Below are 21,678 nucleotides of genomic sequence, written 5' to 3' on the forward strand. Positions count from 1 at the left end.
TTCTCAAGCCTTTTCATTTCGCGAGCGCCCGCCCAATTCCCGTCCCTCCCGAAAACGGCGTCGAGGCGTGCGCGCTGGAGCCTCCCGTCGCGCTGCCATCGACTCTGCGACAAGGCAGGCGCCCCGCTTTTGTCCCGTCGCGCAAGCGAGCGCTCCGCCTTGTTCCCGAAATCTGGCCAAAAACGGCGCGCTTTACGCGCCCAGAGCGCCCAGGGGCGCCCACCAGCCATCCGCGACCTGGGGAAACGTATTTGCGGCAGCGCCAGACGCCTTCGAATCCGCGTAAACCGCACCCTTTTCGGCCAGTTTCTCGGAATTTCTTCTCCATAGCAGTTGACCTGCACGTTACGTGCACCGGTATGCTTCGGGGAGAGAATGAAGCCGCGTCTCGCCGAGGCGCGCCGTCGCGGGGAGAGGAGCCAGCCGCATGACCAACGAGAAGAACGACGCCGACCGCGGAGAGGAGCGTCCCCTGCTGTTCGTGCACGGCCAGGCCGAGGGCGGGCGGCTCATGACCGCCGGCGAGGTCGCGCGGCTCACCGACGTGAGCGCGCGCACGCTGCAGCACTACGATGACATCGGGCTGCTCTGCCCGCGTCGCAGCGGCGAGGGCGTGGCGAACAACCGCAAGCTCTACGACGAGGGGGATATCGACCGCTTGGGCCGGATCATCGCGCTCAAGGAATACGGTCTCACGCTGAGCGAGATCAAGGCCGTCATCGATGCGGACGACGCCGTCATCCTGGCGGTGCTCGACGAGAAGCTGGCCGCTCTGCGCCGGCAGGAGACCAAGCTGCGCGACCTCATCCTGTTCGCGCGCATGCTGTCCATAACGGGATCGAACCTGGTCGACGGACTCGTCGCCGGCCCGGCGATCGTCGATGACCTGGCAGATGCGGCGCGGGCGCTGCCGCCCTACGAGCACGGGCGCCGCTGGGCCGACGAGCTTGAGACGCCTGAGGAACGCGAGGTTGCCTTCCTGGCGCTCGGCAAGATCGTCGAGGACTTCGCGAGCGCGGGCGCCCTGGCGGGCTTCGCGGCATTCGAGCGGTTGGTGGGGTTGCTGTCATCGTGGTGGGACCTCTACATACACCCCTGCGACGATCTGGGGCTCCTTGGCTGGTGGGCGCTGTTCGAGGACGAGCGCGCCATCGCAGCGGAGGTGGAGCGCGCCGGGGGTGAGGCGATGTGCGCCAACGTGGAGATGGCGTTTCTCCTCGTGTTCCTGCGCCGGTTCATGGGCGAGGCCGCGCCGCTCGTGCGCGCCATCGCGCAGGGCGAGGAGGCGGGCGGGCCGACGCGCTGGGCCGGCGCTGCGCAACCGCGCGCGTCTGCGCCCGCGGCGCGCGTGGCGGCCGAGGAGCTGGCCTGGCTGATAGGCCGTATGACCGGCGGGTTCTATCTCAGAAAGGGCCCTGTGCCCGAGGCGGCGGGCCGCGCTGCGTACGGGCGCTTGTGCGCCTGCGTGCTCGACTTCGCCGCCAACGCGCTGGCCGATGGCGAGCTCATGGCGTTCATCGACCCGGAAGGCGGCGTGGGGCTCGATCCAGCCGCGCTCCCTCTCGCGGCCGTCGCCGTGGCGCGGGCCGTCGAGGAGGGCGCCGGCGCCCTGCCGCCCGATCACTGGGAGGGCCTGCGCGGTTAGGGGAGCGAAGCGCGACGCAAGCGCTGCCGCCGCGTGCGACAACCCGCCCAGCCGAGCGAGTCATCGGAGCGTTTTCGGGGGGCGGCTCCCTTGGGCGGAGACGAGAGCGGGGGGAGAGCGAAGCGCGGCGCGTCACCCCCTCCGACCGGGTGCAATCGCCGCGGGGCGCAGCCTTCTGCCTCGCGAGCGCGCCAGGCGCGGCAGCGGCGCGGCGCCACCCCAGGGGCGCCGAGCGCACACGCGTCGTGGTGGCCGTCGCGCGCAGCGGCTGCGTCCTCCGGGTCGGGAGGGCGTTGTCGCACCAGGTGGCTAGAACGAGATGAAGTCGCCCACGCGGGCGTCGAGCGCATCGGCGATGCGGATGAGGTCGTCGATGCCGACGGACACCCGCCCGGTCTCGATGCGCCAGATGTGCGACTTGCTGCTGCCCATCATGAGGGCAAGCCGCTGCTGCGAGAGCCCCTGCTCCTCGCGCCGCCGGCGAATGGCAATCCCCAGCGCAGCTCTTTTGTCCTTGGCGTTCATGCCTTCAAAGGCTAGGTGCTACACTATTGCTAATGGCTTCATAATTGAAGCCGTTTGATCAAATGAGAAACAGGAGGGGCATTTTGAAAAACGGCAGGAAGAGGACGATCATCGGAGCCGTCGCCGCACTCGCCATCGTGTCGGTCGGCGTGGCTGCGGGCGTGTATTGGCATACGGCTTATCAAGTGCCTCGTGAGGAGGCGGAGCAGGCCTTCGCCGCGTCGGTCGCACGATTGGACGCGCGGAACGCGGAGCTGGATCAGGCGATCGAATCGCTTCAATCCCTGGTCGTCTCGGGGGACAGGCCGCTCGATGAGACGCTGCTCGAACTTGCAAGCCAGCGCATCGGGGAGGCTCAGGCCGCCCGCCAGGCCGCGCTTGAGATGCCCGAGTCCGCCGCTGAGATAAACGAGGCTGCGAAGCTCATGGACTCGTGGGGGGATTACGGGACGGCCAGGGATTCTCTGGCGTCTGCTGAAGCGGAGCTTTCGAGCAGCATCGCGCAGCTCAAGCAGATAACCAACCCGAGCGAGCAGTTTGTGATAGAGCGCTTGACGGGCCTGCCGAACGTTGTGGCCATCGAGGCGGTGACCGAGGGCAACGACCCCAATGGCAAGTTGGGGAAGGCCGGAGGGTATACCGCTACGGTGTACTTCTCCTCCGACCTCGTGGACCAATCGTCTGTCTACCGTACTGAGGGGCACACGTACGTCGTGGGCGGCGGCTGTGATGGCGGCGGGGCTGTCGAGGTATTCGCCACCGAGGAAGACGCGCAGCGCAGGAACGAGTACCTCGCCATCCTCGACGGCGGACTTCTGGCCTCGGGATCCCATGCCGTCTATGGCACATGCGTGGTGCGCACCTCCGATCTGCTGGCCGCCTCTCAGCAGAAGGCGCTTGAGGAAAGCATCGTGGCAAGCCTGACGGAACTGCGCTAACGATCGCTCCGGCGCCAAGCGCGCTGGGCGCGTGGGCGGAAAATCCGGGAAATTCTGGCGAGAGATGACGGGTCTGCAACATTTCGTCGCGTGAATCTGCGCGCACTCTCAGGCGGGGATCGTGCTTGCGCCTCTCGCGAAAACGGCGACCTGGGGTTTTGGGGCGCCGCAGTGCGGGGGCCGGGCACTGGCGCCTGCCCTCATGTTGCAAAGTCGTCGTTGCTCACCAGAATAGTGCGATTTTGCTGCCCGCCATCGCGGCACGCGAAAAAAAGCCCCGCGTCCGGGAGACGCGGGGCCCTCTTGCGATTTGCGACGCTCAGCGCCAGGCCAGTCTCGGCGGCACGCGACGCTCGGACGCGACGGGGAGCGCATCGGGCCCACGCCCCCGGCGACCGCGGCACGGCGCCGGGGGCGCGACCCGCGACCGGCGCCGTGCCGCGGTCGCCACGACAGCCCGGCTCGCGGCCAGGCTCTACCGCCGGCTGAACGGAACTACGGTGGCGGGGATGCCGCCCTCGTAGACGAGCTTGGGCTCGCCTTCGATAAGCGGGCGGAAGTAGCGCAGCGCCTCATCGGCGACGCCCTGGTAGTCGGGCAGGATCCACTCGGCGGGGAACGGGCGCACATAGTTGGCGAAGGCGCTCGCCGGGCCGGCGAAGAAGCGCGCGTCGTAGGGCGCGTCCAGGTCGACGCGCGGCACCACGCCCACCACCATGCCGGTGAACGCCGGGTCGGCCGAGCGCATGTGCGCGCTCAGGCCCAGCTCGTAGGCCTCGGTCATGTCCACGAGCGACTGCGCGAAGTTGGACGAGCGCGCCGCGCGCGAGAGGTCCTGCACCACGCCGCGCGGGGCGATGCCCGCGTCCACGATCATCTGCTTGAGCGTGAGCGCCGCGCCGCCGAGCACCGCGTGGGCGAAGCCGTCGTTGGCCGCCTCGCCGGCGGAGAGGTAGGTGCCGTCGGCGTAGCGCGCGCCCTCGGACACCACGATGTAGCACGACCCGGTCTCGTCCATCGTGCGCTGTACTTGGGCGAGGAACGCCTCGCGCTCGAAGGGCACCTCGGGCAGCAGCAGCAGGTCGACGTCGCCCGACGCACAGCAGCTGGCGGCCAGCCAGCCCGCATCGCGCCCCATCGTTTCCAGCACGAACACCTCGGGGCGGGTGTAGGCGTCGTAGTCGAGCCGCGTGGCGTGGGTGACCTGGCAGGCCAGCTTGGCGGCGCTCGGGAACCCGGGGCAGTGGTCCACCGGCACGAGGTCGTTGTCGACGGTCTTGGGGATGCCCACGAAGCGCTTGGCGCAGCCGTTGGCCGCGGCCCACTCCGACAGCGCGTCCACGGTGTCCATCGAGTCGTTGCCGCCGATGTAGAACATCACGTCCACCTCGTGGGCGTCCATGACCTCCACCAGCCTGCGGTAGTCGGCGTCGTTGCCGCGCTTGAGCTTGTAGCGGCAGGTGCCGAGCGCCGAGGACGGCGTCTGCTTGAGGATCTCCAGCTCGCGGGCCGGCAGCTCGGTCAAGTCGTAGAGGCGCCCCTCAAGCACGCCCTCGATGCCGTTGAGGCCGCCGAGCACGCGGTCATAGACGGGGTTGAGCTGGTTGGCGCGGATGACGCCGGCGAGGCTGGCGTTGATGACGGCGGTCGGTCCGCCGGATTGCGCGACGAGGCAGTTTCCCATGGGTTCCCTCCTAGCCATAGGGGATCGTTTGGGGCCACGGTAGCGCCGGGCCCAAGGCCCGTGCACCGCAGCGGGAATTCGCCCCCGAATTGTAACGAATCGCGCCGGCGAAATGCCGGGAAAATGCCCGCGCAAACTGACAGCCCCTGCCGTTTATGCGAAAATAGCCAACGATCAAGGAAGAGAAGACACCGCAGATGAAGTAGGTCGCACGTCATGCCAGCACAGTTCAACATTCGGGCCGCCGACCCGGCGCGGACGGCCGAGTTCCAGCAGGCCCTGGGCCTGCCCCGGTTCATCGCCGCCACCCTCGCCGCCCGCGGCATCGCCGACGTGGAGGAGGCACGGGCGTTCCTCTCGCCCTCGCTCGACCGCGACTGGCTCAACCCCTACGACATCCCCGGCATCGGGGAGGTGGCCGACCTGCTGGAGGAGGCCCTGCGCGAGCGGCGCCACGTGGTGGTGTTCGGTGACTTCGACTTGGACGGCATCTCGGCCACCACCGTGCTCACCCGCGGCCTGCGCGCGCTCGGCGGCAAGGCGACGCCCTTCATCCCGCGCCGCTTCGAGGAGGGCTACGGCATCACCGCGGCGGCCTACGAGCGCCTGAAGAAGCTCGAGCCCGACGTCATCGTCACCGTGGACTGCGGCATCGCCTGCAAGGAGGAGGTGGCCGCCATCGTCGCCGACGGCGTGGCCGTGGCCATCACCGACCACCACGAGGCCGCCGAGCTCGTGCCCGAGGGCGTGCCCGTGGCCGATCCGAAGATGGACGAGCGCTGCGAGAGCGCCATCCTGGCCGGCGTGGGCGTGGCCCTCAAGCTCGTGCAGATCCTCGGGGCGCGCTTCGGCTACCCGCACCTGTGGCGCTCCTACACCGACCTGGCCACCCTCGGCACCGTGGCCGACCTCATGCCCATGCGCGGTGAGAACCGCGCGCTCGTGGCCGAGGGCCTGACCCGCATGAACGAGAACCCGCGCCCGTGCATCGCGGCGCTCATCGGCACCTGCGGCTGCACCGGCCCGCTCACGGCCACCAACCTGAGCTTCTCGCTCATCCCGCGGCTCAACGCCGCCGGGCGCATGGGCGATGCCTCGCTCGCGCTCGACCTGCTCATGTCCGACAGCTTCTCCGACGCCTGCGCGCTCGCCGAGCGCCTGGAGGAGGTGAACGCCCAGCGCCGCGCCATCGAGGCCGAGCTCTCCGAGACAGCGAAGGCGCGCGCCGCGGAGGCCTACCACGGCCAACGCGCGCTCGTGGTGTGGGGCGAGGGCTGGCACGAGGGCGTCAAGGGCATCGTGGCCAGCCGGCTCGTGAACCTCTACGGCGTGCCGGCCATGCTCTTCACCATCGACGGCGACGAGGCGCGCGGGTCGGGGCGCTCGGTGGGCGCGGTCAACCTGTTCGCCGCCGTGGAGTCGGCAGCCGATCTCGTCACGCGCTTCGGCGGCCATGAGGCGGCGGTGGGCGTCACCGTGCCGGCCGCCAACCTGCCGGCCTTCGCTGAGCGGCTGGCCGCCTACATGGACGCCCTGCCTGAGGACGACTTCCACCCCCGGGTGGACGTGGACGCCTGCGTGACTCTCTCGGAGCTCACCCTGCCGGCCGTGGAGGCACTCGACGTGCTGGCGCCCTTCGGCCAGGAGAACCCGGTGCCCACCTACCTGGCGCGCAACGTCACGCTGGCCAGCTGCCGGGCCGTCGGCGCCGACAAGAACCACTTCTCGTGCACGCTCTCGGACGGCCGCTGCTCGGTGTCCGGCATCATGTTTCACTGCCCCTCCATCGAGGCGCTCCTGGGGACGGAGAGCGTGGTGGACGCCGCCTTCTCCGTGCAGGTGGACGAGTGGCGCGGCCGCCGGTCGGTGAAGGCCATGCTCGACACGCTGGCCCCGGCGCGCACCTGCTGCGCGCTCACCGCCTGCCTCGACCCGCGCGCCCAGTCCTTCGTGGACGACCTCTACGCCGGCGGCGACGGCTGCTGCGCGGCGCGTGAGCGTGCCCCGCGCGGCGCCTGCGAGCGTTTGGACGAGCGCCTGGGCTGCCGAGAGCGCTGGGAGGCGCTCGGCCGCAGCGACCCGGACGCCCTCGAGCGCGAGCTCGTGGGCGCCCTCATCGGCGACCGTGAGCTGCATCCCTCCCAGCGCGCCATCCTCGATCGGCTGCGCGCCGGGCAGTCCACCCTGGCCGTCATGGCCACGGGCCGCGGCAAGTCGCTCACCTTCCAGGTGTACGCGGCCCTGCGCGCCCTCACGGCGGGAGAGGCGAGCCTGTTCGTCTACCCGCTGCGCGCCCTCATCGCCGACCAGGCCTTCCACCTGACGGCGGCTCTGGAGCGCTTCGGGCTGACCTGCGCGGTGCTCACCGGCGAGTCGTCGCCGGAGGAGCGCGCCCGCACCTACCGGGGGCTTGCGAGCGGCGCGGTGGACATCGTGCTCACCACGCCGGAGTACCTGGCCTTCCACGTCGACGAGCTGGCTGCCAGCCGACGCATCGGGTTCGTCGTGGTGGATGAGGCGCATCACATCGGCCAGGCCAAGGCCGGCCAGCGGGTGGCCTACACCCAGCTCGGCATGGCCGTCGCGCGCCTGGGCGCGCCGGTGGTGCTGGCCGTGACGGCCACCGCGCCCGACGAGGTGGCGCGCGACATCGACGAGACGCTGCCCGTCACCGAGAGCGTCATCGACGAGACGAGCCGTGACAACCTCTACCTCGACGACCAGCGCAACCTCAAGGGGCGCGACGACTACCTGGCCAACCTCGTGGCTGCGGGCGAGAAGACGGTCGTCTACGTGAACTCCCGCGAGCAGTCGGTCTCGCTGGCCCGCCTGCTGCGCCGCCGCGTGCCCCAGCTCGCGCCGCTCATCGGCTTCTACAACGCGGGGCTCTCGCGCGAGGAGCGCGCGCGGGTGGAGGAGCTGTTCCGCACGGGCGAGATGCTCGTGCTCGTGGCCACGTCGGCCTTCGGGGAGGGCATCGACATCCCCGACATCCGGCATGTGGTGCTCTACCACCTGCCGTTCAACGAGGTGGAGTTCAACCAGATGGCCGGCCGTGCGGGCCGTGACGGCCGCCCGGCCGGCGTGCACCTGCTCTACGGCCACCGCGACATCGCCGTGAACGAGCGCATCCTGCATGACATGACGCCCGACCATGACGTGATGGCCCAGGTCTACCGCCGCCTGCGCGCGGTCCAGCACCAGACGCCAAACGACAGCTTCTGCCTGAGCGACGATGATCTGGCCGCCCAGGCCTCCGACGCGCTGCGGGCGGTGAGCCCGCGCTCGGCGGCGTGCGGCGTGGCCGTCTTCCGCGAGCTGGGCCTCATCGAGACCCGCGTGTCCTACAGCGCCGGGGTGCCCACCCGCTGGATCCGCGTGGTGGAGGGCGCCTCGCGCGTGGAGCTGACCGACTCGGTGCGCTACCGCGAGGGCCTCGGCGAGCGCAGCGTCTTCGAGTCGTTCCGCGACTGGGCCTTGCGCGCCGACCCCCAGGGGCTTATCGTTCGCGTGTCGCACCCCATCGTGCCGCGCGCCTGGCGCCGGGAGGGGTAGGGGTCGCCTTGGCCCCCGCGGGCCGCGCCGGGCGCGGCCAGGTATCAGAGAAGGGAAGGGATGCGCCATGGGCGCTGATCAGAGACTCAACGACGCCGACGCGCACGAGGAGCTCCTCGGCGAGCCCGCCGCCGGCGTGGCGCAGAAGCAGACGGTGGACGCCCTGCTCGGGCGCCCCTATGTGGCCGAGCGCTCGGTGGTGCGCGGCGTGGGCCGGGGCGGCCCCGACCATGCCTCCCGCACGCCGGAGGAGCGCTTCGCCGACCTCCAGGAGCTGACGCGCGCCTATCTCTCGCCGGACGAGGAGGCCCTGCTCGCGCGCGCCTTCGCCTTCGCCAACGCGGCGCACCGCGGCCAGTGCCGCAAGTCGGGGGAGCCCTTCGTCGTGCATCCCATCGAGGTGGGCATCATCCTGGCCGATCTGCGTATGGACGCCGAGACCATCTGCGCGGCGCTGCTCCACGACACGGTAGAGGACACGAAGGTGACCTCCGAGGACGTGGAGCGCGAGTTCAACCCGCAGGTGCGCGCGCTCGTGGAGGGTGTCACCAAGATCACGCGCATCGAGGTGGAGAGCCTCACCGACGAGCAGGCCGCCACCATCCGCAAGATGTTCGTGGCCATGAGCCAGGACATCCGCGTCATCGTCATCAAGCTGGCCGACCGGCTGCACAACATGCGCACGCTCGCCGCCCTGCGCGAGGACCGCCGCATCTTCAAGGCCCGCGAGACGCTTGAGATCTACGCGCCCATCGCGCATCGCCTGGGCATCAACTCCATCAAGTGGGAGCTGGAGGACCTCGCCTTCTTCTACCTGGAGCCCAACAAGTACAAGCAGGTCAGCCGCATGGTCACCGAGTCGCGCGGCGCGCGCGAGGGCTACCTGCAGGACTGCATCGACGTGCTTCACGACGAGATGGGCAAGGTGGGCATCGAGGCCCAGATCATGGGCCGTCCCAAGCACCTGTACTCCATCTACCAGAAGATGTCGAAGAAGGGCAAGGGCTTCTCGGAGATCTACGACCTCATCGCCGTGCGCATCATCGTGAAGTCGGTGAAGGACTGCTACTCGGCCCTCGGTGCCGTCCATACGCTGTGGCATCCCATGCCGGGGCGCTTCAAGGACTACATCGCCATGCCCAAGTTCAACATGTACCAGTCGCTCCACACGACGGTCATGGGGCCGGCGGGCCGCCCGCTCGAGGTGCAGATCCGCACCGAGGAGATGCACCGCGCGAGCGAGTACGGCGTGGCGGCGCACTGGCGCTACAAGGAGTCGGGCGGCAGCGGCCGGGGCAGCGCGGATGCCCTCGACCAGCAGCTGGCCTGGCTGCGCCAGATGGTGGACTGGCAGGACGAGACGGAGGACTCGCGCGAGTTCCTCAAGTCGCTCAAGATGGACCTCGACAACACCGAGGTGTTCGTGTTCACCCCGAAGGGCGAGGTCATGAGCTTGCGCGCCGGGGCCACGCCCATCGACTTCGCCTACGCCATCCACACCGAGGTGGGCAACCACTGCGTGGGCGCCAAGGTCAACGGCTCCATCGTGCCGCTCACCTACGAGCTGCAGGTGGGCGATCGCGTGGAGATTCTCACCCAGAAGTCGGCCGGGCCCTCGCGCGACTGGCTCAACGTGGTGAAGACGCCGAGCGCTCGCAGCAAGATCCGCTCGTACTTCTCCAAGGTGACGCGCTCCGACGACCTGCAGTTCGGCCGCGATAGGCTCACGCGCGAGATGCGCAAGCACGGCCTGGGCATCTCCAACGCCCAGTCGACGCGCGCCCTGCGCACGGTGGCCGACGCCATGGGATTCAACGATCCCGACGACATGCTCGTGCACATCGGCACCGGCAAGGAGAGCGCCCAGCACGTGGCCAATCGCCTGCTCAAGATCCTCGTGGACAAGGGCAACGAGGAGGCGCAGAAGCCCCAGATCGGCATGTCGGACAGCTCGACGGGCATCATGGCCCCCATGCTGACCTCGGTCAAGCGTCCCAAGAAGCATGAGACGCACTCGTCCCATGGCATCGTGGTGAAGGGGATCGACGATGTGCTCGTGCGCCTGTCGCGCTGCTGCAACCCCGTGCCGGGCGACGAGATCCTCGGCTTCGTCACGCGCGGGCGCGGCGTGTCGGTGCACCGCGCCGACTGCCCCAACGCCATCGACCTCAAGAAGCACCCCGAGCGCATCATCGACGTGTCGTGGGAGGGGACGCCGCAGAAGGGCACGTCCTACCAGGTGGAGATAGCCATCGAGGCGCTCGACCGCATGAACCTGCTGCTCGACGTGACGCGCGTGCTCTCCGAGGCGGGCGCCAACGTGCTGTCGTGCACCACCACCACCCACCGCGACAGCATGGTGGAGATGCGCTTCCTCTTCCAGGTGTCCGACCTGGCGGTGATCGAGCGCACCTTCAAGCGGCTGACCGACGTGGAGGGGGTCTTCGATGCCCACCGCATGGTTCCCGGCCAGGCCGGCAGCAAGAAGAAATAGGAGGAAGCGATGCACAAGCAGCTGTTCGAGGTGCAGGGTCTCTGCGCCGACGTGGAGTACCTGGTGATGGGCCAGCTCCAGAACAACGTGTACATCATCTCGGACGGGGAGGGCACGCTGGTGGTCGACCCGTCGTGCGACGCCGACGCCATCTTGGAGGCGCTCGGCGAGCGGAGGCTTGACGCCATCGTGCTCACGCACAACCACAACGACCACACCGGAGCCGCCGCGGCCCTGCGCGCGGCCACGGGCGCCGAGGTGGTGGCCTCGGCGGCGGACGCCGAGGGCGTGGAGCATCCCGAGCCGGGCGCGTTCCTGGAGGCCGCGCCGGCCTGCCCGGTGGATCGCCGCGTGGAGAACGGCGACGTGGTGTCGGTGGGGTCCATGGCGTGGAAGGTCATCTCCACGCCCGGGCACACCCCCGGCTCAATCTGCCTGTTCCTCATCCCGCAGTTCGGCAATCACGCCGACGGCCTGCCCATCCTCGTGTCGGGCGACACGCTGTTCGCCGGCACGGTGGGGCGCACCGACTTCAAGGGCGGCTCGATGGAGCAGATGGCCGCCTCCATCAAGAAGCTCGCGTTCCTGCCCGATGACACGGCGGTGCTGCCCGGCCACAACGACCTGACCACCATCGGCGCCGAGCGCCGCCGCACCTTCGCCCGCTTCGGCGACGAGGAGGAGTAGCCGAGCGTTTGCGAGGCTTCGTCCCGGGCCCCCGCCTGCAGAGGCTGCCTGCTGGCGGGGGGGCGCCGTGCGAGCTGCTCCCGCCGTTGGCAACGGGTTCGTTCCATCTGCGAAAAAGAGGTGCGAGGGACGAGGGGCTCTTCTAGAATTCGGGTAAACTTGATATGTTTGCGCAGCGAACCGTTTTGGCCCCCTGGGGGCCGGCCGCGTGGAAGGACTTCCGTGACCATAGAGTGGACCCTTTTCCTCTCGGAGCTCGTATCGAACCCCGTCCTGGCAGTAGTGACCCTGCTCAACGTCGGCGTCATCATCGTCAACGGCGCCACCGATGCCCCCAATGCCATCGCCACCGTGGTGTCGACGCGGGCCATGAAGCCCCGCCATGCCATCATCATGGCGGCCATCTGCAACTTCCTCGGGCTGCTGCTCGTCTCCCTCGTCTCGTCGGCCGTGGCCCAGACCATCTTCTCGATGGTGGACTTCGGCGGCAACTCCCACCAGGCCATCATCGCGCTCATGTCAGCCATGGTGGCCATCATCGTGTGGGGCGCCGCCGCCTGGTGGTTCGGCATCCCCACCTCGCAGTCGCACTCGCTCATCGCAGGCCTCACCGGCGCGGCCATCGCCGTGCAGGGCGGCTTCGGCGCCATCAACGGCGCTGAGTGGATGAAGGTCATCTACGGCATCCTGCTCTCCACGCTCATGGGCTTCGGCTTGGGCTGGCTCAACTTCAAGGCGCTCGGCTTCTTCTGCCGCAACCTCAACCGCCCCAAGGCCAACCGCTTCTTCCGCTGGGCGCAGATCTTCGCCGGCGCGGGCGTGGCCTTCATGCACGGCGCCCAGGACGGCCAGAAGTTCATGTCCATCTTCCTCTTGGCCATCACCATGGCCGTCGGCATGGGCATGACCGGCGCGAGCATGGTGCTGCCCGTGTGGCTCATGGTGTTCTGCGCCCTGTCCATGGGCTTCGGCACGGCGGCGGGCGGCGAGCGCATCATCAAGAGCGTCGGCGTGGACATGGTGAAGATGGACGCGTTCCAGGGCTTCGCGGCCAGTCTGTCCACCTGCGTGAGCCTGGCGGTGGCCACCTTCGGCGGCCTGCCCGTCTCCACCACCCACACCAACACCACGGCCATCATGGGCGTCGGCGCGGCACGCAACCGCAAGGCCGTCAAGTGGAGCATCGCCATCGACATGGTGAAGACCTGGGTGCTCACCTTCCCCGGCTGCGGCATTCTCGGCTACCTCTGCGCGAAGCTGTTCCTCATCATTCTGTAAGTCTCAAGAAAGGTCTCCCATGGCGCGAAAGAACAAGTTCGATTACTTCGAGGCGTACGAGAAGCTCTCTGAGCTGGCGGTGCGCGAGTCTGAGCTTTTGCTGGAGAGCTTCAAGTCGTTCACCGACTCGGCGTCGCTCGTCAGCACGCTGGAGGACATCCACGAGCTGGAGCATCAGGGCGACGACATCAACCACAGCATCTTCCAGAACGCGGCGGTGGACTTCATGCCGCCCATCGACCGCGAGGACATCGTGGAGTTGGCCCAGGCGCTCGACAACGTGCTCGACAACGTGGAGGCCGTGCTGCAGCAGGTCTACATGTGCGACGCCCGCGTGATGCCCGAGGATGCCGTGCGCTTCGCCAAGCTGGTCAAGAAGAGCTGCGAGGCCCTCGACAAGGCCATGGAGGACTTCCGCAACTTCAAGAAGTCCAAGACGTTCAAGCAGCTCATCGTGGATGTCAACACCTACGAGGAGGAGGGCGACGCGCTGTATTTGAGCGCCATGCGCAACCTCCACACCAAGGAGGACGTCGACGTTATGCACGTGCTGCGCTGGTCGCGCATCTACAGCCGCATCGAGAAGTGCTGCGACGCGTGCGAGCACGCCGCCGATGTGATGAACACCATCTTGCTCAAGAACCTGTAGGACGCTTGGCGTCCGAGGGGGGGGAGGGGCCCGGCTTGCGCAGCCGGGCCCCTCGTGCATTGGGGGCCGGTTTCGTGCAGCGCGGTGCGTGGCGTGGGGTGCGCGGCGTGGAGCCGGCGGGAGAGAAGGCTCGCGGCGTGGGGCGGGGCCGGGCGGCGTGGGTGCGTGGCGGCGCAGCGTGGGTGCGTGGCGGCGCGGGGCCGGGGAGCGCGCCTAGCTGCGGGGCTCGAAGGGATCGCGGGGCTCGGCGTCGGTGTGGCCGTCGATGGCGCCCATGACGCGGCGCAGCTCATCGCGGTTGACGAAGAGGCGGTCGCTCGGATCGGGCGCGCCTGGGCCGCCCTCATCGCGCCGGCTCGCGTCGCGTCCGACGGCCTCGGGCTCGCCTGCGCTGCCGCGGCCGCCTGGGCGGCGGGGCGGGGGAGCCATGCGGTAGGGCACGTCAGCTTCGGGTGGCACGTCGTCCCAGTGGACGCAGTCGGCCTCCGCTCCCTCGGCACAGCTGCCGTGGGGGCTGCGCCCATCGTCACGGCCCGTGTCGCGCAGCTCCATCCACCGTCCGGAGACGCGGTTGTAGAAGCGCGTCCACAACCGCGCGGCGCGGGCGAGCCGCCCGCTGTCGCCGCGGTCGCGCGCGGTCTTTCCCAGCGGCACGCGGGCCTTGCGCGCGACGAACTGCATGGGCTTGACCACGGCGTTCGTCACCTTGTCGCTGTAGTCGCGCGGCGGCCGGGTGCTCCATCCGAAGACGAGGCTGCCGTAGCGGATGCCCAGCACGAGCACGGCGCACATGCCGGCGGCCAGGCTCGGGAAGAAGTGGTACTCGCGCATGAGGCCGAAGGCGGCGCACCCCACGAGCGCCGCGCTGCCGTAGAGCGGGCCGGCTTGGAAGGCCTCGGGCGGGCGGTTCATCAGCACGTCGCGCATGACGCCGCCGCCGATGGCCGTGATGGTTCCCAGGATGATGGAGGGCACCACGTCAAGTCCCGCCGAGATCGACTTGCCCACGCCGATGATGGCCCACATGGCCACGGACAGGTTGTCGAGCAGGTCGACGATGGGGTCGAGGTAGGTGGCCAGCTTGCCGAAGTAGAACACGGCCACGCCGGCCACGGCGCAGGAGAGCAGCAGCGACGGGTTCTGGAACGCGTAGATGCCGTAGTCCTGCAAGAGCACGTCGCGGGTGATGCCGCCGCCGAGGCCCGTGGCGCAGGCGATGAACACGCACCCGAAGATGTCGAAGCGGGCGCGCACCGCGCTCATGGCGCCGGACAGGCCGCCGGTCAGGGCGGCGGCCAGCTCAAGCCAGAACGGTATGGCGATGGCGACCTCGAGCATGGCGTCAGCGCGCCGGGGCGGGACGCGGGGTCGAATCGTCGGCGCTCTCCACGGCCACGATGGTGGCGACGGTGGGCTCGCCGGAGAAGTCGAGGTCGCCGGTGAGGGCGTGGGCCGCCGCCTCGTCGAACCCAGAGGCGTCGAAGGCGTCGAGCAGCGCGCCGGCCTTACCCCGCGCCTCGTCGAACAGGTCGAGGAAGCTTTCCGTGCGCACCTCGCCGGTGAAGGGGTTCTTCCACGGCTCGTGGCCCGGGTTGTCGAAGGCGCTCTCGGTGAGCGGCTCGGCGCGGTGGCTCATGGCGCGGTAGAACGAGAAGGGCCGCACGAGGGACTCGATGCTGCCGATGACCGCGCGCTTCGTTCCCGTGGGCGACCAGAACAGCCGCTGGACGCGGCGGAACAGCTTGACGGAGGCCCTGAAGGCGTCGGCCGGCACGGCCAGGCCGTAGACGTCCATGGCCATGAAGGCGTACATCGACGACACCACGTCGAGCACGTGGTCGGAGGCCTTGAGGATCTCGCTTGAGGGGTCGAACTCCGTGATGGAGGAGCGGCGACGCACGGTGAGCACCAGCTCGTCGAGCTCGCTCTCGATGAGGGCGTGCACCTCTCCGCCGTTCGCGCGCGTGAGGCCCGGCTCTCCGGCATCGCACAGGGTGTACTGCTGTCCGAAGACGAGGGGGTGTGCCGTGGAGTCGAGCAAGTAGTGGCAGACGAACCCGAGCGCGTAGGCGCGCCCGACGGCGCGATCCTCCGGCGCGAGGAAGGCGAGCGAGCGCTTGAGCGCGCTCAGCAGCTCGGCCGGCTTCTGGGAGTGCATGAGCGATCCCAGGCGGTGCGCGGCGCGCAACCGGGGGCTGGCCACCGCGTAGAACAGGGGGTCGGGCCCCTGGTTGCCTAGGAGGAAGGCCTCGCACTCGTCGCGGCTCACCCCGATGAACTCGAAGCGGTCTGCGTAGACGTCGCGCCCGAAGGCGTCATGGGTTATGAGGGCGGGCATGGGTGCTCCCTTCTGCTGGCGGCCGATGCGGTGCCGATCCATTCCCCATCATATACAATAGAACGGTTGTCGCGTGGGCCGTGTTGCCCAAGCGTGACCAACTTTCCGGCCGGTTCTCAGGCCCGGCGGGGACGCCGGCCGAGCGGTCGCGTCCGCTCAGGCGGAACGTGCTAGGGTAGGCAGGGTATTGTAGGGGCCGCGGCCCTGTTTTTCAAGAAGGCGAGGGACGCGTGCCATGGCCATGAAGATGACGAAGCAGGAGCGCAGCTGGGTGCTCTACGATGTGGGGAACTCGGCGTTCGTGATGCTGTCCACCGCGCTCATTCCCGTCTACTTCGCCACGTTGGCCGAGCCTGGCTCGTCGGTGGTGGTGGCCTGGGGCTATGCCGAGACGGCGGCCTCGCTCATCTTGGCGCTGCTCATGCCCGTGCTCGGCAGCCTGGCCGACCTCAAGGGCAACAAGAAGAAGTTCCTCATCGGGTTCATCGGCACGGGCGCGGTGGCCTGCGCGGCGCTCGGCGTGCCCACCCATGCGCTGGCCTTCCTCGTGGTATACGTGATCTCGTCGATCATGCTCAACGGATCGATGGTGTTCTATGACGCCTTTCTCGTGGACGCCACTACCGAGGAGCGCTATGACGTGGTGTCGTCGAACGGCTACGCCTGGGGCTACATCGGCTCGTGCATTCCGTTCGTGGCGTGCCTGGCGGTGGTGCTCGGCGGTCCGGCCGTCGGCATCGATATGGGCACGGGGATGAAGATCGCCTTCGTCATCACGGCGGCGTGGTGGGTGGCGTTCAGCGTGCCCGTCATCCGCAACGTCCACCAGACGCACTACAAGCCGCGCCAGCCGCAGCTCATGCGCGCCACGTTCCGGGGCCTCGGGACCACGATGAGGGACATCGCGCGAGACCGGCGCATCCTGCTGTTCATGCTCGCGTACTTCTTCTACATCGACGGCGTGCACACCATCATCAAGATGTCGACGAGCTACGGCACCGAGCTGGGGATCGACTCGGTGCAGCTGGTGCTGGCGCTGCTGGTGACGCAGTTCGTGGCGTTCCCCTCGGCCATCGCCTACGGGCGCCTGGCCACGCGCTTCGGCACGCGTCGCATGCTGATGGTGGCGGTGGCCGCGTACTTCGGCATCACGCTGTTCGCGGCGTTCTTCCTGACGAGCGCCTTCGAGTTCTGGATCCTCGCCATCTGCGTGGGGCTGTTCCAGGGCGGCATCCAGGCGCTCTCGCGCAGCGAGTTCGGCAAGATCATCCCGAAGGAGCACGCTAACGAGTACTTCGGCTTCTTCGACATCTTCGGCAAGTACGCCGCGGTGATGGGCACCTTTTTCGTGAGCCTGTTCACCCAGATCACGGGTAATCCCTCGGCTGGCGTGCTGTCGATCGCCGTGCTGTTCGTGGCGGGATTTGTCCTGATGGCGCGGGTGCCCGCCGGCGTCTACGAGGACGGGCCGGCGGCGTAGCGGGCCCTTGGCGCGTCGGCGGCTTTCTGCCGTGGCGAGGGCCCGCTCGCCGGGTGGCCCGTTGCCGCGGCGCGCTTGGCGGCTGGGTGGCTTTTCTGCGAGTTTCTGGCCAATTTCCCTACGGTTTACGCGATAGAGAGCGTTCGGGTGGCCGGGCGCCTTGACGGCGTTCCGCGTTTTCCCAGGTCATGAGTTGGGGGAGCGTCGCTGTGCTCCGCTAAGGGCCTGACTGCTTGCGTAAAACGCGCTGAAAATGGCCAAAAACCGGGGCTTCCCCCGACATGAAGCCGCCGATGCCCCCTCCTGTGCGGAGCGGCACGCAAGAGGCGGGGGCGGGCGCTCCAGCGAAGCGCCGGGGCGCTCCCTGCTAGACGTCTCGCGCACGGGCGGGCCGGGTTACGTTCTCGCGGGGGGGCGCCGCCTGGCTCGCCTGGGACCTGGCCGAATGCCGGCGCGGACGGCCCGGCTTGCGGGCGGGGTCGTCGGGGGGGGGTTAGAATGGCTGCGGCGGGCGCATCCGCCTGCGGGCGGCCAGCTTCGCGGCGCGCGGGCGGGCGCGGCGGCAGCGGAGCGGCGGACGAGGAGGACGCCATGGCCAAGGTGGGAGAGAGGGTGCGCGTGCGCTACGTGGGCACGCTTGAGGACGGGACGGAGTTCGACAGCAGCAGGCGCCGAGGGAGGCCGCTCGAGTTCACGATGGGCGACGGCCGGATGATCGCCGGCTTCGAGCGCGTGGTGGGCGAGATGGCGGCGGGCGAGCGCCGCACGGTGACCATTTCCGCCGCCGAGGCCTACGGCGTCTACGACGAGTCGCTCGTGGAGGCGGTGCCCGAGGCGCAGCTGCCTCGGGCGGCCCGGCTTCCCGTCGGGAGCTTCATCGTGCTGCCCGTTCCGGGCGGCGCAGCGCGGGTGAGGGTCGACCGCATCGAGGGCGGTGCGCCTACCTCGATCGCAACCATGAGCTGGCCGGCCACGACCTGACCTTCGACGTCGAGCTCCTGGCCATCGTGCGCTGGTCTCTCGGCGACTCGCGCGAATCGGGCAGCGGGGCTGCCTCGCGCGAATCGGGCGGTTCCTGCACAGTTTCGACGACTTTGTGACGCCTAGCGCGGCTTTTCGGGCGCATGCCTTCCCTTTATCGCGACTATGCGCACATGAGAATAACCGTGACCAGGGGCTAGGGATTCGTGCCTTTTCCGACTCGCTGGGATTTGTCGCAAAGTCGTCGAAACTGTGCAGGAACCGCTCTCCGTAGGCGGCGTGGCAGCGCGGGCGGTGCGCGCCGCCCTCCGCGGCTAGGCCTCGGCGCCTTCGTAGCCGACGAGGAGGCCTCCGCGCTCGGCGTAGAAGCTGCAGAGGGCGCCAGCGGGGTAGAGGGCCACGTCGGCTGTGGGATATGCATCGACGACGAGGTTGGCCAGGCGCTCGGCCAGAGGCTCGTCGAGCACGTGGGAGATGCGCACCTTGCCGCCCGCGAAGCCGCCGCGCCTAAGCTCGTCGAGGAGCGCCGCGAGGGCCTTCTTCTCGCCCCGGCACTTGGCGATGGGCTCGATGTCGCCGGCTTGCGAGGCGCGGGCCACCACGCGCACGCCCAGCAGCCCGGCGAGTTTGGCCACCGTCGGGCTCACGCGCCCGTTGTTGGCCAGGTTGGTGAGCGACTGGAGCGCGAAGGCGAGGTGCGTGCGCCGGCGGTAGGCGTCGATGGCGTCGCAGACGTCCTCGTAGGGCAGGCCGGCGGCGATGAGCGCGGCGAGCTCCTCCACGATGAGGCGCATCTCCGGGCCGGTGGAGAGCGAGTCGATCAGGTGGACGCGGCGGCCGGGGTGGGCGGCCTCGTAGGCCTCGCGCGCCATGGAGGCCGACTCGTAGCTGGCCGAGAGCGTGGAGGTCATCACCACGCCGAACACCTCGTCCCCGTCTTGGAAGGCGGCTTCCCACTCGCCCACTGAGGGGCAGGCCGTTCCTGATCTTCCCTGGTAGGAGGCGAGAAAGTCGGTCATAGCCGGGATGTCGGCCGTGCCGTCGTCGACGAAGTGACGCTCGCCTGCGGTCACCTTGAGCGGGGCGAACCCGAAGGGGATGCCCGCAGCGCCCGGAAGGGAGTCGAGGCTTGTCAGGTCGGCGGACGAGTCGGCGATGATGACGCGTTTCATGGGATGCTCCTATCGCTTTGCATCAGTTTTACCAAACTAGTTTATCAGGTATTGAAAAACCTTTAAGACAGATATGGGAAACTTCATCGGTTTTCGGCATCTTGTTGCATGAGCTGGGGAGCGCGGTTAGAATCCCGAACCATGAGCAAGGCGACCGACATATCAGCGTGCTCCGCATCTGGCGCACCCGGCGGCGCGACCCGGACGGGAGGGGGCGGCTCGCCCGCCGTCGTGCCTGCTCCGCGCGACTTCCGCCTGCCGCGCTTCCGCGACGTGCCCGACGTGGGGCTCTACCTCGAGCAGGTGGTGGCCTACGTGAACGGCGTGCTCGCCCCGCTCGGCGTGCCCGCGCTCACCTCGTCGATGGTCAGCAACTACGTGAAGCAGGGCATCGTGCCTGGTCCTGTCAAGAAGCGCTACGGCGCTGACCAGCTGGCTTATCTCGTCTTCGTCGCCTGCGCCAAGACGGTGCTCTCCATGGAGAACATCAGCCTGTTCTGCGCCATGCAGCGCGTCACCTACGACACGGCCACGGCCTACGACTATTTCTGCGAGCAGCTGGAGGCGGCTATCGCCTTCGTATTCGGCGAGGCCGACGACATCCCCGAGACTGGCACTACCGCCTCGTCTGAGAAGACCATGCTGCGCTACTGCGTCATCGCGCTCGCCAACGTGGTGTACCTCACTGCGGCCTTTGACGCCGTCCGCGCCGCTCAGGAGCCGCGCGCCTAGGGTGCCGCCCCGTCGGGCGCGGGCCATCGAGGCGCGCCTCCCTCCCGCAGCGCGCCTCGCGGCTGCCTTGCCCTTGTCGGGCGTGCGCCTGGCCATCCGCCCGCCGGCCCGGCCACCAGCCGCGAATGGGCGCCCGCCCCGCCGGAAGGGTGGCGTTTTTGCTATAGTGATGCGACGCTGGGCTCGTACGTCCGGCGCCTCGTCTGCGGGCCTCGATTCGGAAAGACTTGCCATGTCACTCATCGTCGCAAAGTTCGGGGGCACCTCGGTCGCCTCCCCTGAGCGCATCAAGAACGTCGCGAAGCGCCTCGTGCGCATCCGGCAGAACGGCAACCAGGTGGTGGCGGTGGTGTCGGCCATGGGCAAGACCACCGACGAGCTCGTGGGCCTGGCCAACGCCATCAACGACAACCCGCCCTCACGTGAGATGGACCGCCTGCTCTCCACCGGCGAGCAGGTGTCCATGACGCTTCTGGCCATGGCCATCGAGGCGCTCGGCTGCAAGGCCATGAGCTTCACCGGCCGCCAGGCGGGCATCATGACCGACGGCACTCACAACAAGGCGCGTATCACGAAGGTGGACAACGAGCGCATCGAGGCGGCGCTCGCCTCCGGCGTCATTCCCGTCATCGCCGGCTTCCAGGGCATCGACGCCAACGGCGACATCACCACGCTCGGCCGCGGCGGCTCGGACACCACGGCGGTGGCCGTGGCCTGGGGCATCAACGCGGACGTGTGCGAGATCTACTCGGACGTTGACGGCGTGTACACCACCGACCCGCGCGTGGCGCCGCGCGCCAAGAAGCTCGACGAGATCTCCTACGACGACATGCTCGAGCTGGCCAGCGCCGGTTCGGGCGTGCTGCAAAGCCGCGCGGTTGAGTTCGCGCGCAAATGGAACGTGGTCATCCACTCCCGCTCGGCGTTCTCCGAGGCGGAAGGCACCTACATCAAGGAGGAGACGGACATGGAGGAAGCGGTCATCACGGGCATTGCCCACGATACCTCCGAGGTGAAGGTCACCGTGCGCGGCGTGCCGGACAACACCGGCGTGGCCGCCAAGGTGTTCTCGGCGCTCGCGACCAACGCGGTGAGCGTCGACATGATCATCCAGAACATCTCCGAGGACGGCATCACCGACATCAGCTTCACCTGCCCTGGCGCCGACCTGTCCCGCGCGGTCGACACCATGGAGCGCATCCTGCCCGAGATCAACGCCCGCGAGTTCGTCGTGGACGAGGACATCGCCAAGGTGAGCCTGGTGGGCACCGGCATGAAGTCCTCGCCGGGCGTGGCGGCGCGCGCCTTCCAGACCCTCGGCGAGAACCAGATCAACATCCTGGCCATCTCCACGTCACCTATCCGCCTGTCGGTGGTGGTGGACGCGGCCCAGACGGTTCAGGCGGTGCGCTGCCTGCACACCGCCTTCGGCCTGGACTCCGAGAGCGTGTTCGAGGAGACGCAGCTGTCTGCCGAGGAGATCGCCGCCAAGATGAAGAAGGGGCGCTAGGCGCCTGGGC

Annotated in this window: 16 protein-coding genes; 11 read left to right on the plus strand and 5 right to left on the minus strand. The window is 68.8% G+C overall.

The genetic code is table 11. The features are described 5' to 3' along the window. Window positions 1-427 precede the first annotated feature (427 nt). On the plus strand, window positions 428-1,645 hold the full coding sequence (locus AC6I0Y_RS02550; protein ID WP_497732882.1) for a MerR family transcriptional regulator: 1,218 nt from the start codon (window positions 428-430) through the stop codon (window positions 1,643-1,645). A 309-nt stretch (window positions 1,646-1,954) separates the two neighbouring features. Here AC6I0Y_RS02550 and AC6I0Y_RS02555 read toward each other — a convergent pair whose 3' ends face one another. Further along, window positions 1,955-2,170 (minus strand): helix-turn-helix domain-containing protein, encoded by a 216-nt coding sequence (locus AC6I0Y_RS02555; RefSeq protein ID WP_160708810.1) that lies wholly within the window; start codon window positions 2,168-2,170, stop codon window positions 1,955-1,957. A gap of 62 nt (window positions 2,171-2,232) precedes the next feature. Between AC6I0Y_RS02555 and AC6I0Y_RS02560 the strand changes: the two genes are divergently transcribed. Then, window positions 2,233-3,108 (plus strand): hypothetical protein, encoded by an 876-nt coding sequence (locus AC6I0Y_RS02560; RefSeq protein WP_497732884.1) that lies wholly within the window; start codon window positions 2,233-2,235, stop codon window positions 3,106-3,108. A 475-nt stretch (window positions 3,109-3,583) separates the two neighbouring features. On the opposite strand, the gene AC6I0Y_RS02565 is transcribed toward AC6I0Y_RS02560, so the two are convergent. Continuing rightward, the gene (locus AC6I0Y_RS02565; protein ID WP_497732886.1) at window positions 3,584-4,792 is read right to left on the minus strand and encodes a diphosphate--fructose-6-phosphate 1-phosphotransferase; all 1,209 of its coding nucleotides are present in this window, start codon (window positions 4,790-4,792) and stop codon (window positions 3,584-3,586) included. Between the two features lie 216 nt (window positions 4,793-5,008). Here AC6I0Y_RS02565 and recJ point away from each other — a divergent pair, with 216 nt between their 5' ends. The 5 genes from recJ to AC6I0Y_RS02590 all read left to right on the plus strand — a co-directional run bounded on the left by recJ (window position 5,009) and on the right by AC6I0Y_RS02590 (window position 13,455). Beyond that, window positions 5,009-8,347 carry a single-stranded-DNA-specific exonuclease RecJ gene (gene recJ, locus AC6I0Y_RS02570; protein WP_497732888.1) on the plus strand — a complete coding sequence of 1,113 codons (3,339 nt, stop codon included), beginning with the start codon at window positions 5,009-5,011 and terminating at the stop codon, window positions 8,345-8,347. Window positions 8,348-8,414: 67 nt separating this feature from the next. After that, the gene (locus AC6I0Y_RS02575; protein WP_497732890.1) at window positions 8,415-10,841 is read left to right on the plus strand and encodes a RelA/SpoT family protein; all 2,427 of its coding nucleotides are present in this window, start codon (window positions 8,415-8,417) and stop codon (window positions 10,839-10,841) included. Window positions 10,842-10,850: 9 nt separating this feature from the next. After that, the gene (locus AC6I0Y_RS02580) at window positions 10,851-11,528 is read left to right on the plus strand and encodes an MBL fold metallo-hydrolase (RefSeq protein ID WP_497732892.1); all 678 of its coding nucleotides are present in this window, start codon (window positions 10,851-10,853) and stop codon (window positions 11,526-11,528) included. A gap of 222 nt (window positions 11,529-11,750) precedes the next feature. Next, on the plus strand, window positions 11,751-12,806 hold the full coding sequence (locus AC6I0Y_RS02585) for an inorganic phosphate transporter (protein ID WP_160708798.1): 1,056 nt from the start codon (window positions 11,751-11,753) through the stop codon (window positions 12,804-12,806). 19 nt (window positions 12,807-12,825) lie between these two features. Next, a complete protein-coding gene (locus tag AC6I0Y_RS02590) occupies window positions 12,826-13,455 on the plus strand; it encodes a DUF47 domain-containing protein (RefSeq protein ID WP_160708796.1) in 630 nt (209 codons plus the stop codon). 213 nt (window positions 13,456-13,668) lie between these two features. Here AC6I0Y_RS02590 and AC6I0Y_RS02595 read toward each other — a convergent pair whose 3' ends face one another. Next, a complete protein-coding gene (locus tag AC6I0Y_RS02595) occupies window positions 13,669-14,793 on the minus strand; it encodes a trimeric intracellular cation channel family protein (protein ID WP_497732895.1) in 1,125 nt (374 codons plus the stop codon). A gap of 4 nt (window positions 14,794-14,797) precedes the next feature. Beyond that, window positions 14,798-15,793, minus strand: a complete 996-nt coding sequence (locus tag AC6I0Y_RS02600; protein ID WP_497732897.1) for a zinc dependent phospholipase C family protein — start codon at window positions 15,791-15,793, stop codon at window positions 14,798-14,800. 235 nt (window positions 15,794-16,028) lie between these two features. On the opposite strand from AC6I0Y_RS02600, the gene AC6I0Y_RS02605 reads away from it, so the two are divergent. Next, entirely contained in the window at window positions 16,029-17,273 is a 1,245-nt protein-coding gene (locus AC6I0Y_RS02605) for an MFS transporter (RefSeq protein ID WP_497732898.1), read from the plus strand. A 591-nt stretch (window positions 17,274-17,864) separates the two neighbouring features. Further along, window positions 17,865-18,254: an FKBP-type peptidyl-prolyl cis-trans isomerase gene (locus AC6I0Y_RS02610; RefSeq protein ID WP_497732899.1), complete on the plus strand. Its 390-nt coding sequence runs from the start codon at window positions 17,865-17,867 to the stop codon at window positions 18,252-18,254. A 314-nt stretch (window positions 18,255-18,568) separates the two neighbouring features. Here AC6I0Y_RS02610 and AC6I0Y_RS02615 read toward each other — a convergent pair whose 3' ends face one another. Further along, a complete protein-coding gene (locus tag AC6I0Y_RS02615) occupies window positions 18,569-19,426 on the minus strand; it encodes a DegV family protein (RefSeq protein WP_497732901.1) in 858 nt (285 codons plus the stop codon). 141 nt (window positions 19,427-19,567) lie between these two features. Here AC6I0Y_RS02615 and AC6I0Y_RS02620 point away from each other — a divergent pair, with 141 nt between their 5' ends. Beyond that, on the plus strand, window positions 19,568-20,158 hold the full coding sequence (locus tag AC6I0Y_RS02620) for a DUF1836 domain-containing protein (RefSeq protein ID WP_497732903.1): 591 nt from the start codon (window positions 19,568-19,570) through the stop codon (window positions 20,156-20,158). A 232-nt stretch (window positions 20,159-20,390) separates the two neighbouring features. Beyond that, window positions 20,391-21,668 (plus strand): aspartate kinase, encoded by a 1,278-nt coding sequence (locus tag AC6I0Y_RS02625; protein WP_160708782.1) that lies wholly within the window; start codon window positions 20,391-20,393, stop codon window positions 21,666-21,668. Window positions 21,669-21,678: the final 10 nt, after the last annotated feature.

This window comes from Adlercreutzia sp. St.1H8 (assembly GCF_059728655.1).

Excerpts from the sequence above, each read along its gene's own strand:
- AC6I0Y_RS02550 (WP_497732882.1), top strand. The coding sequence starts at position 428 with ATGACCAACGAGAAGAACGACGCCGACCGCGGAGAGGAGCGTCCCCTG.
- AC6I0Y_RS02555 (WP_160708810.1), bottom strand. The coding sequence starts at position 2,170 with ATGAACGCCAAGGACAAAAGAGCTGCGCTGGGGATTGCCATTCGCCGG.
- AC6I0Y_RS02560 (WP_497732884.1), top strand. The coding sequence starts at position 2,233 with ATGAGAAACAGGAGGGGCATTTTGAAAAACGGCAGGAAGAGGACGATC.
- AC6I0Y_RS02565 (WP_497732886.1), bottom strand. The coding sequence starts at position 4,792 with ATGGGAAACTGCCTCGTCGCGCAATCCGGCGGACCGACCGCCGTCATC.
- recJ (WP_497732888.1), top strand. The coding sequence starts at position 5,009 with ATGCCAGCACAGTTCAACATTCGGGCCGCCGACCCGGCGCGGACGGCC.
- AC6I0Y_RS02575 (WP_497732890.1), top strand. The coding sequence starts at position 8,415 with ATGGGCGCTGATCAGAGACTCAACGACGCCGACGCGCACGAGGAGCTC.
- AC6I0Y_RS02580 (WP_497732892.1), top strand. The coding sequence starts at position 10,851 with ATGCACAAGCAGCTGTTCGAGGTGCAGGGTCTCTGCGCCGACGTGGAG.
- AC6I0Y_RS02590 (WP_160708796.1), top strand. The coding sequence starts at position 12,826 with ATGGCGCGAAAGAACAAGTTCGATTACTTCGAGGCGTACGAGAAGCTC.
- AC6I0Y_RS02595 (WP_497732895.1), bottom strand. The coding sequence starts at position 14,793 with ATGCTCGAGGTCGCCATCGCCATACCGTTCTGGCTTGAGCTGGCCGCC.
- AC6I0Y_RS02600 (WP_497732897.1), bottom strand. The coding sequence starts at position 15,793 with ATGCCCGCCCTCATAACCCATGACGCCTTCGGGCGCGACGTCTACGCA.
- AC6I0Y_RS02605 (WP_497732898.1), top strand. The coding sequence starts at position 16,029 with ATGGCCATGAAGATGACGAAGCAGGAGCGCAGCTGGGTGCTCTACGAT.
- AC6I0Y_RS02610 (WP_497732899.1), top strand. The coding sequence starts at position 17,865 with ATGGCCAAGGTGGGAGAGAGGGTGCGCGTGCGCTACGTGGGCACGCTT.
- AC6I0Y_RS02615 (WP_497732901.1), bottom strand. The coding sequence starts at position 19,426 with ATGAAACGCGTCATCATCGCCGACTCGTCCGCCGACCTGACAAGCCTC.
- AC6I0Y_RS02620 (WP_497732903.1), top strand. The coding sequence starts at position 19,568 with ATGAGCAAGGCGACCGACATATCAGCGTGCTCCGCATCTGGCGCACCC.
- AC6I0Y_RS02625 (WP_160708782.1), top strand. The coding sequence starts at position 20,391 with ATGTCACTCATCGTCGCAAAGTTCGGGGGCACCTCGGTCGCCTCCCCT.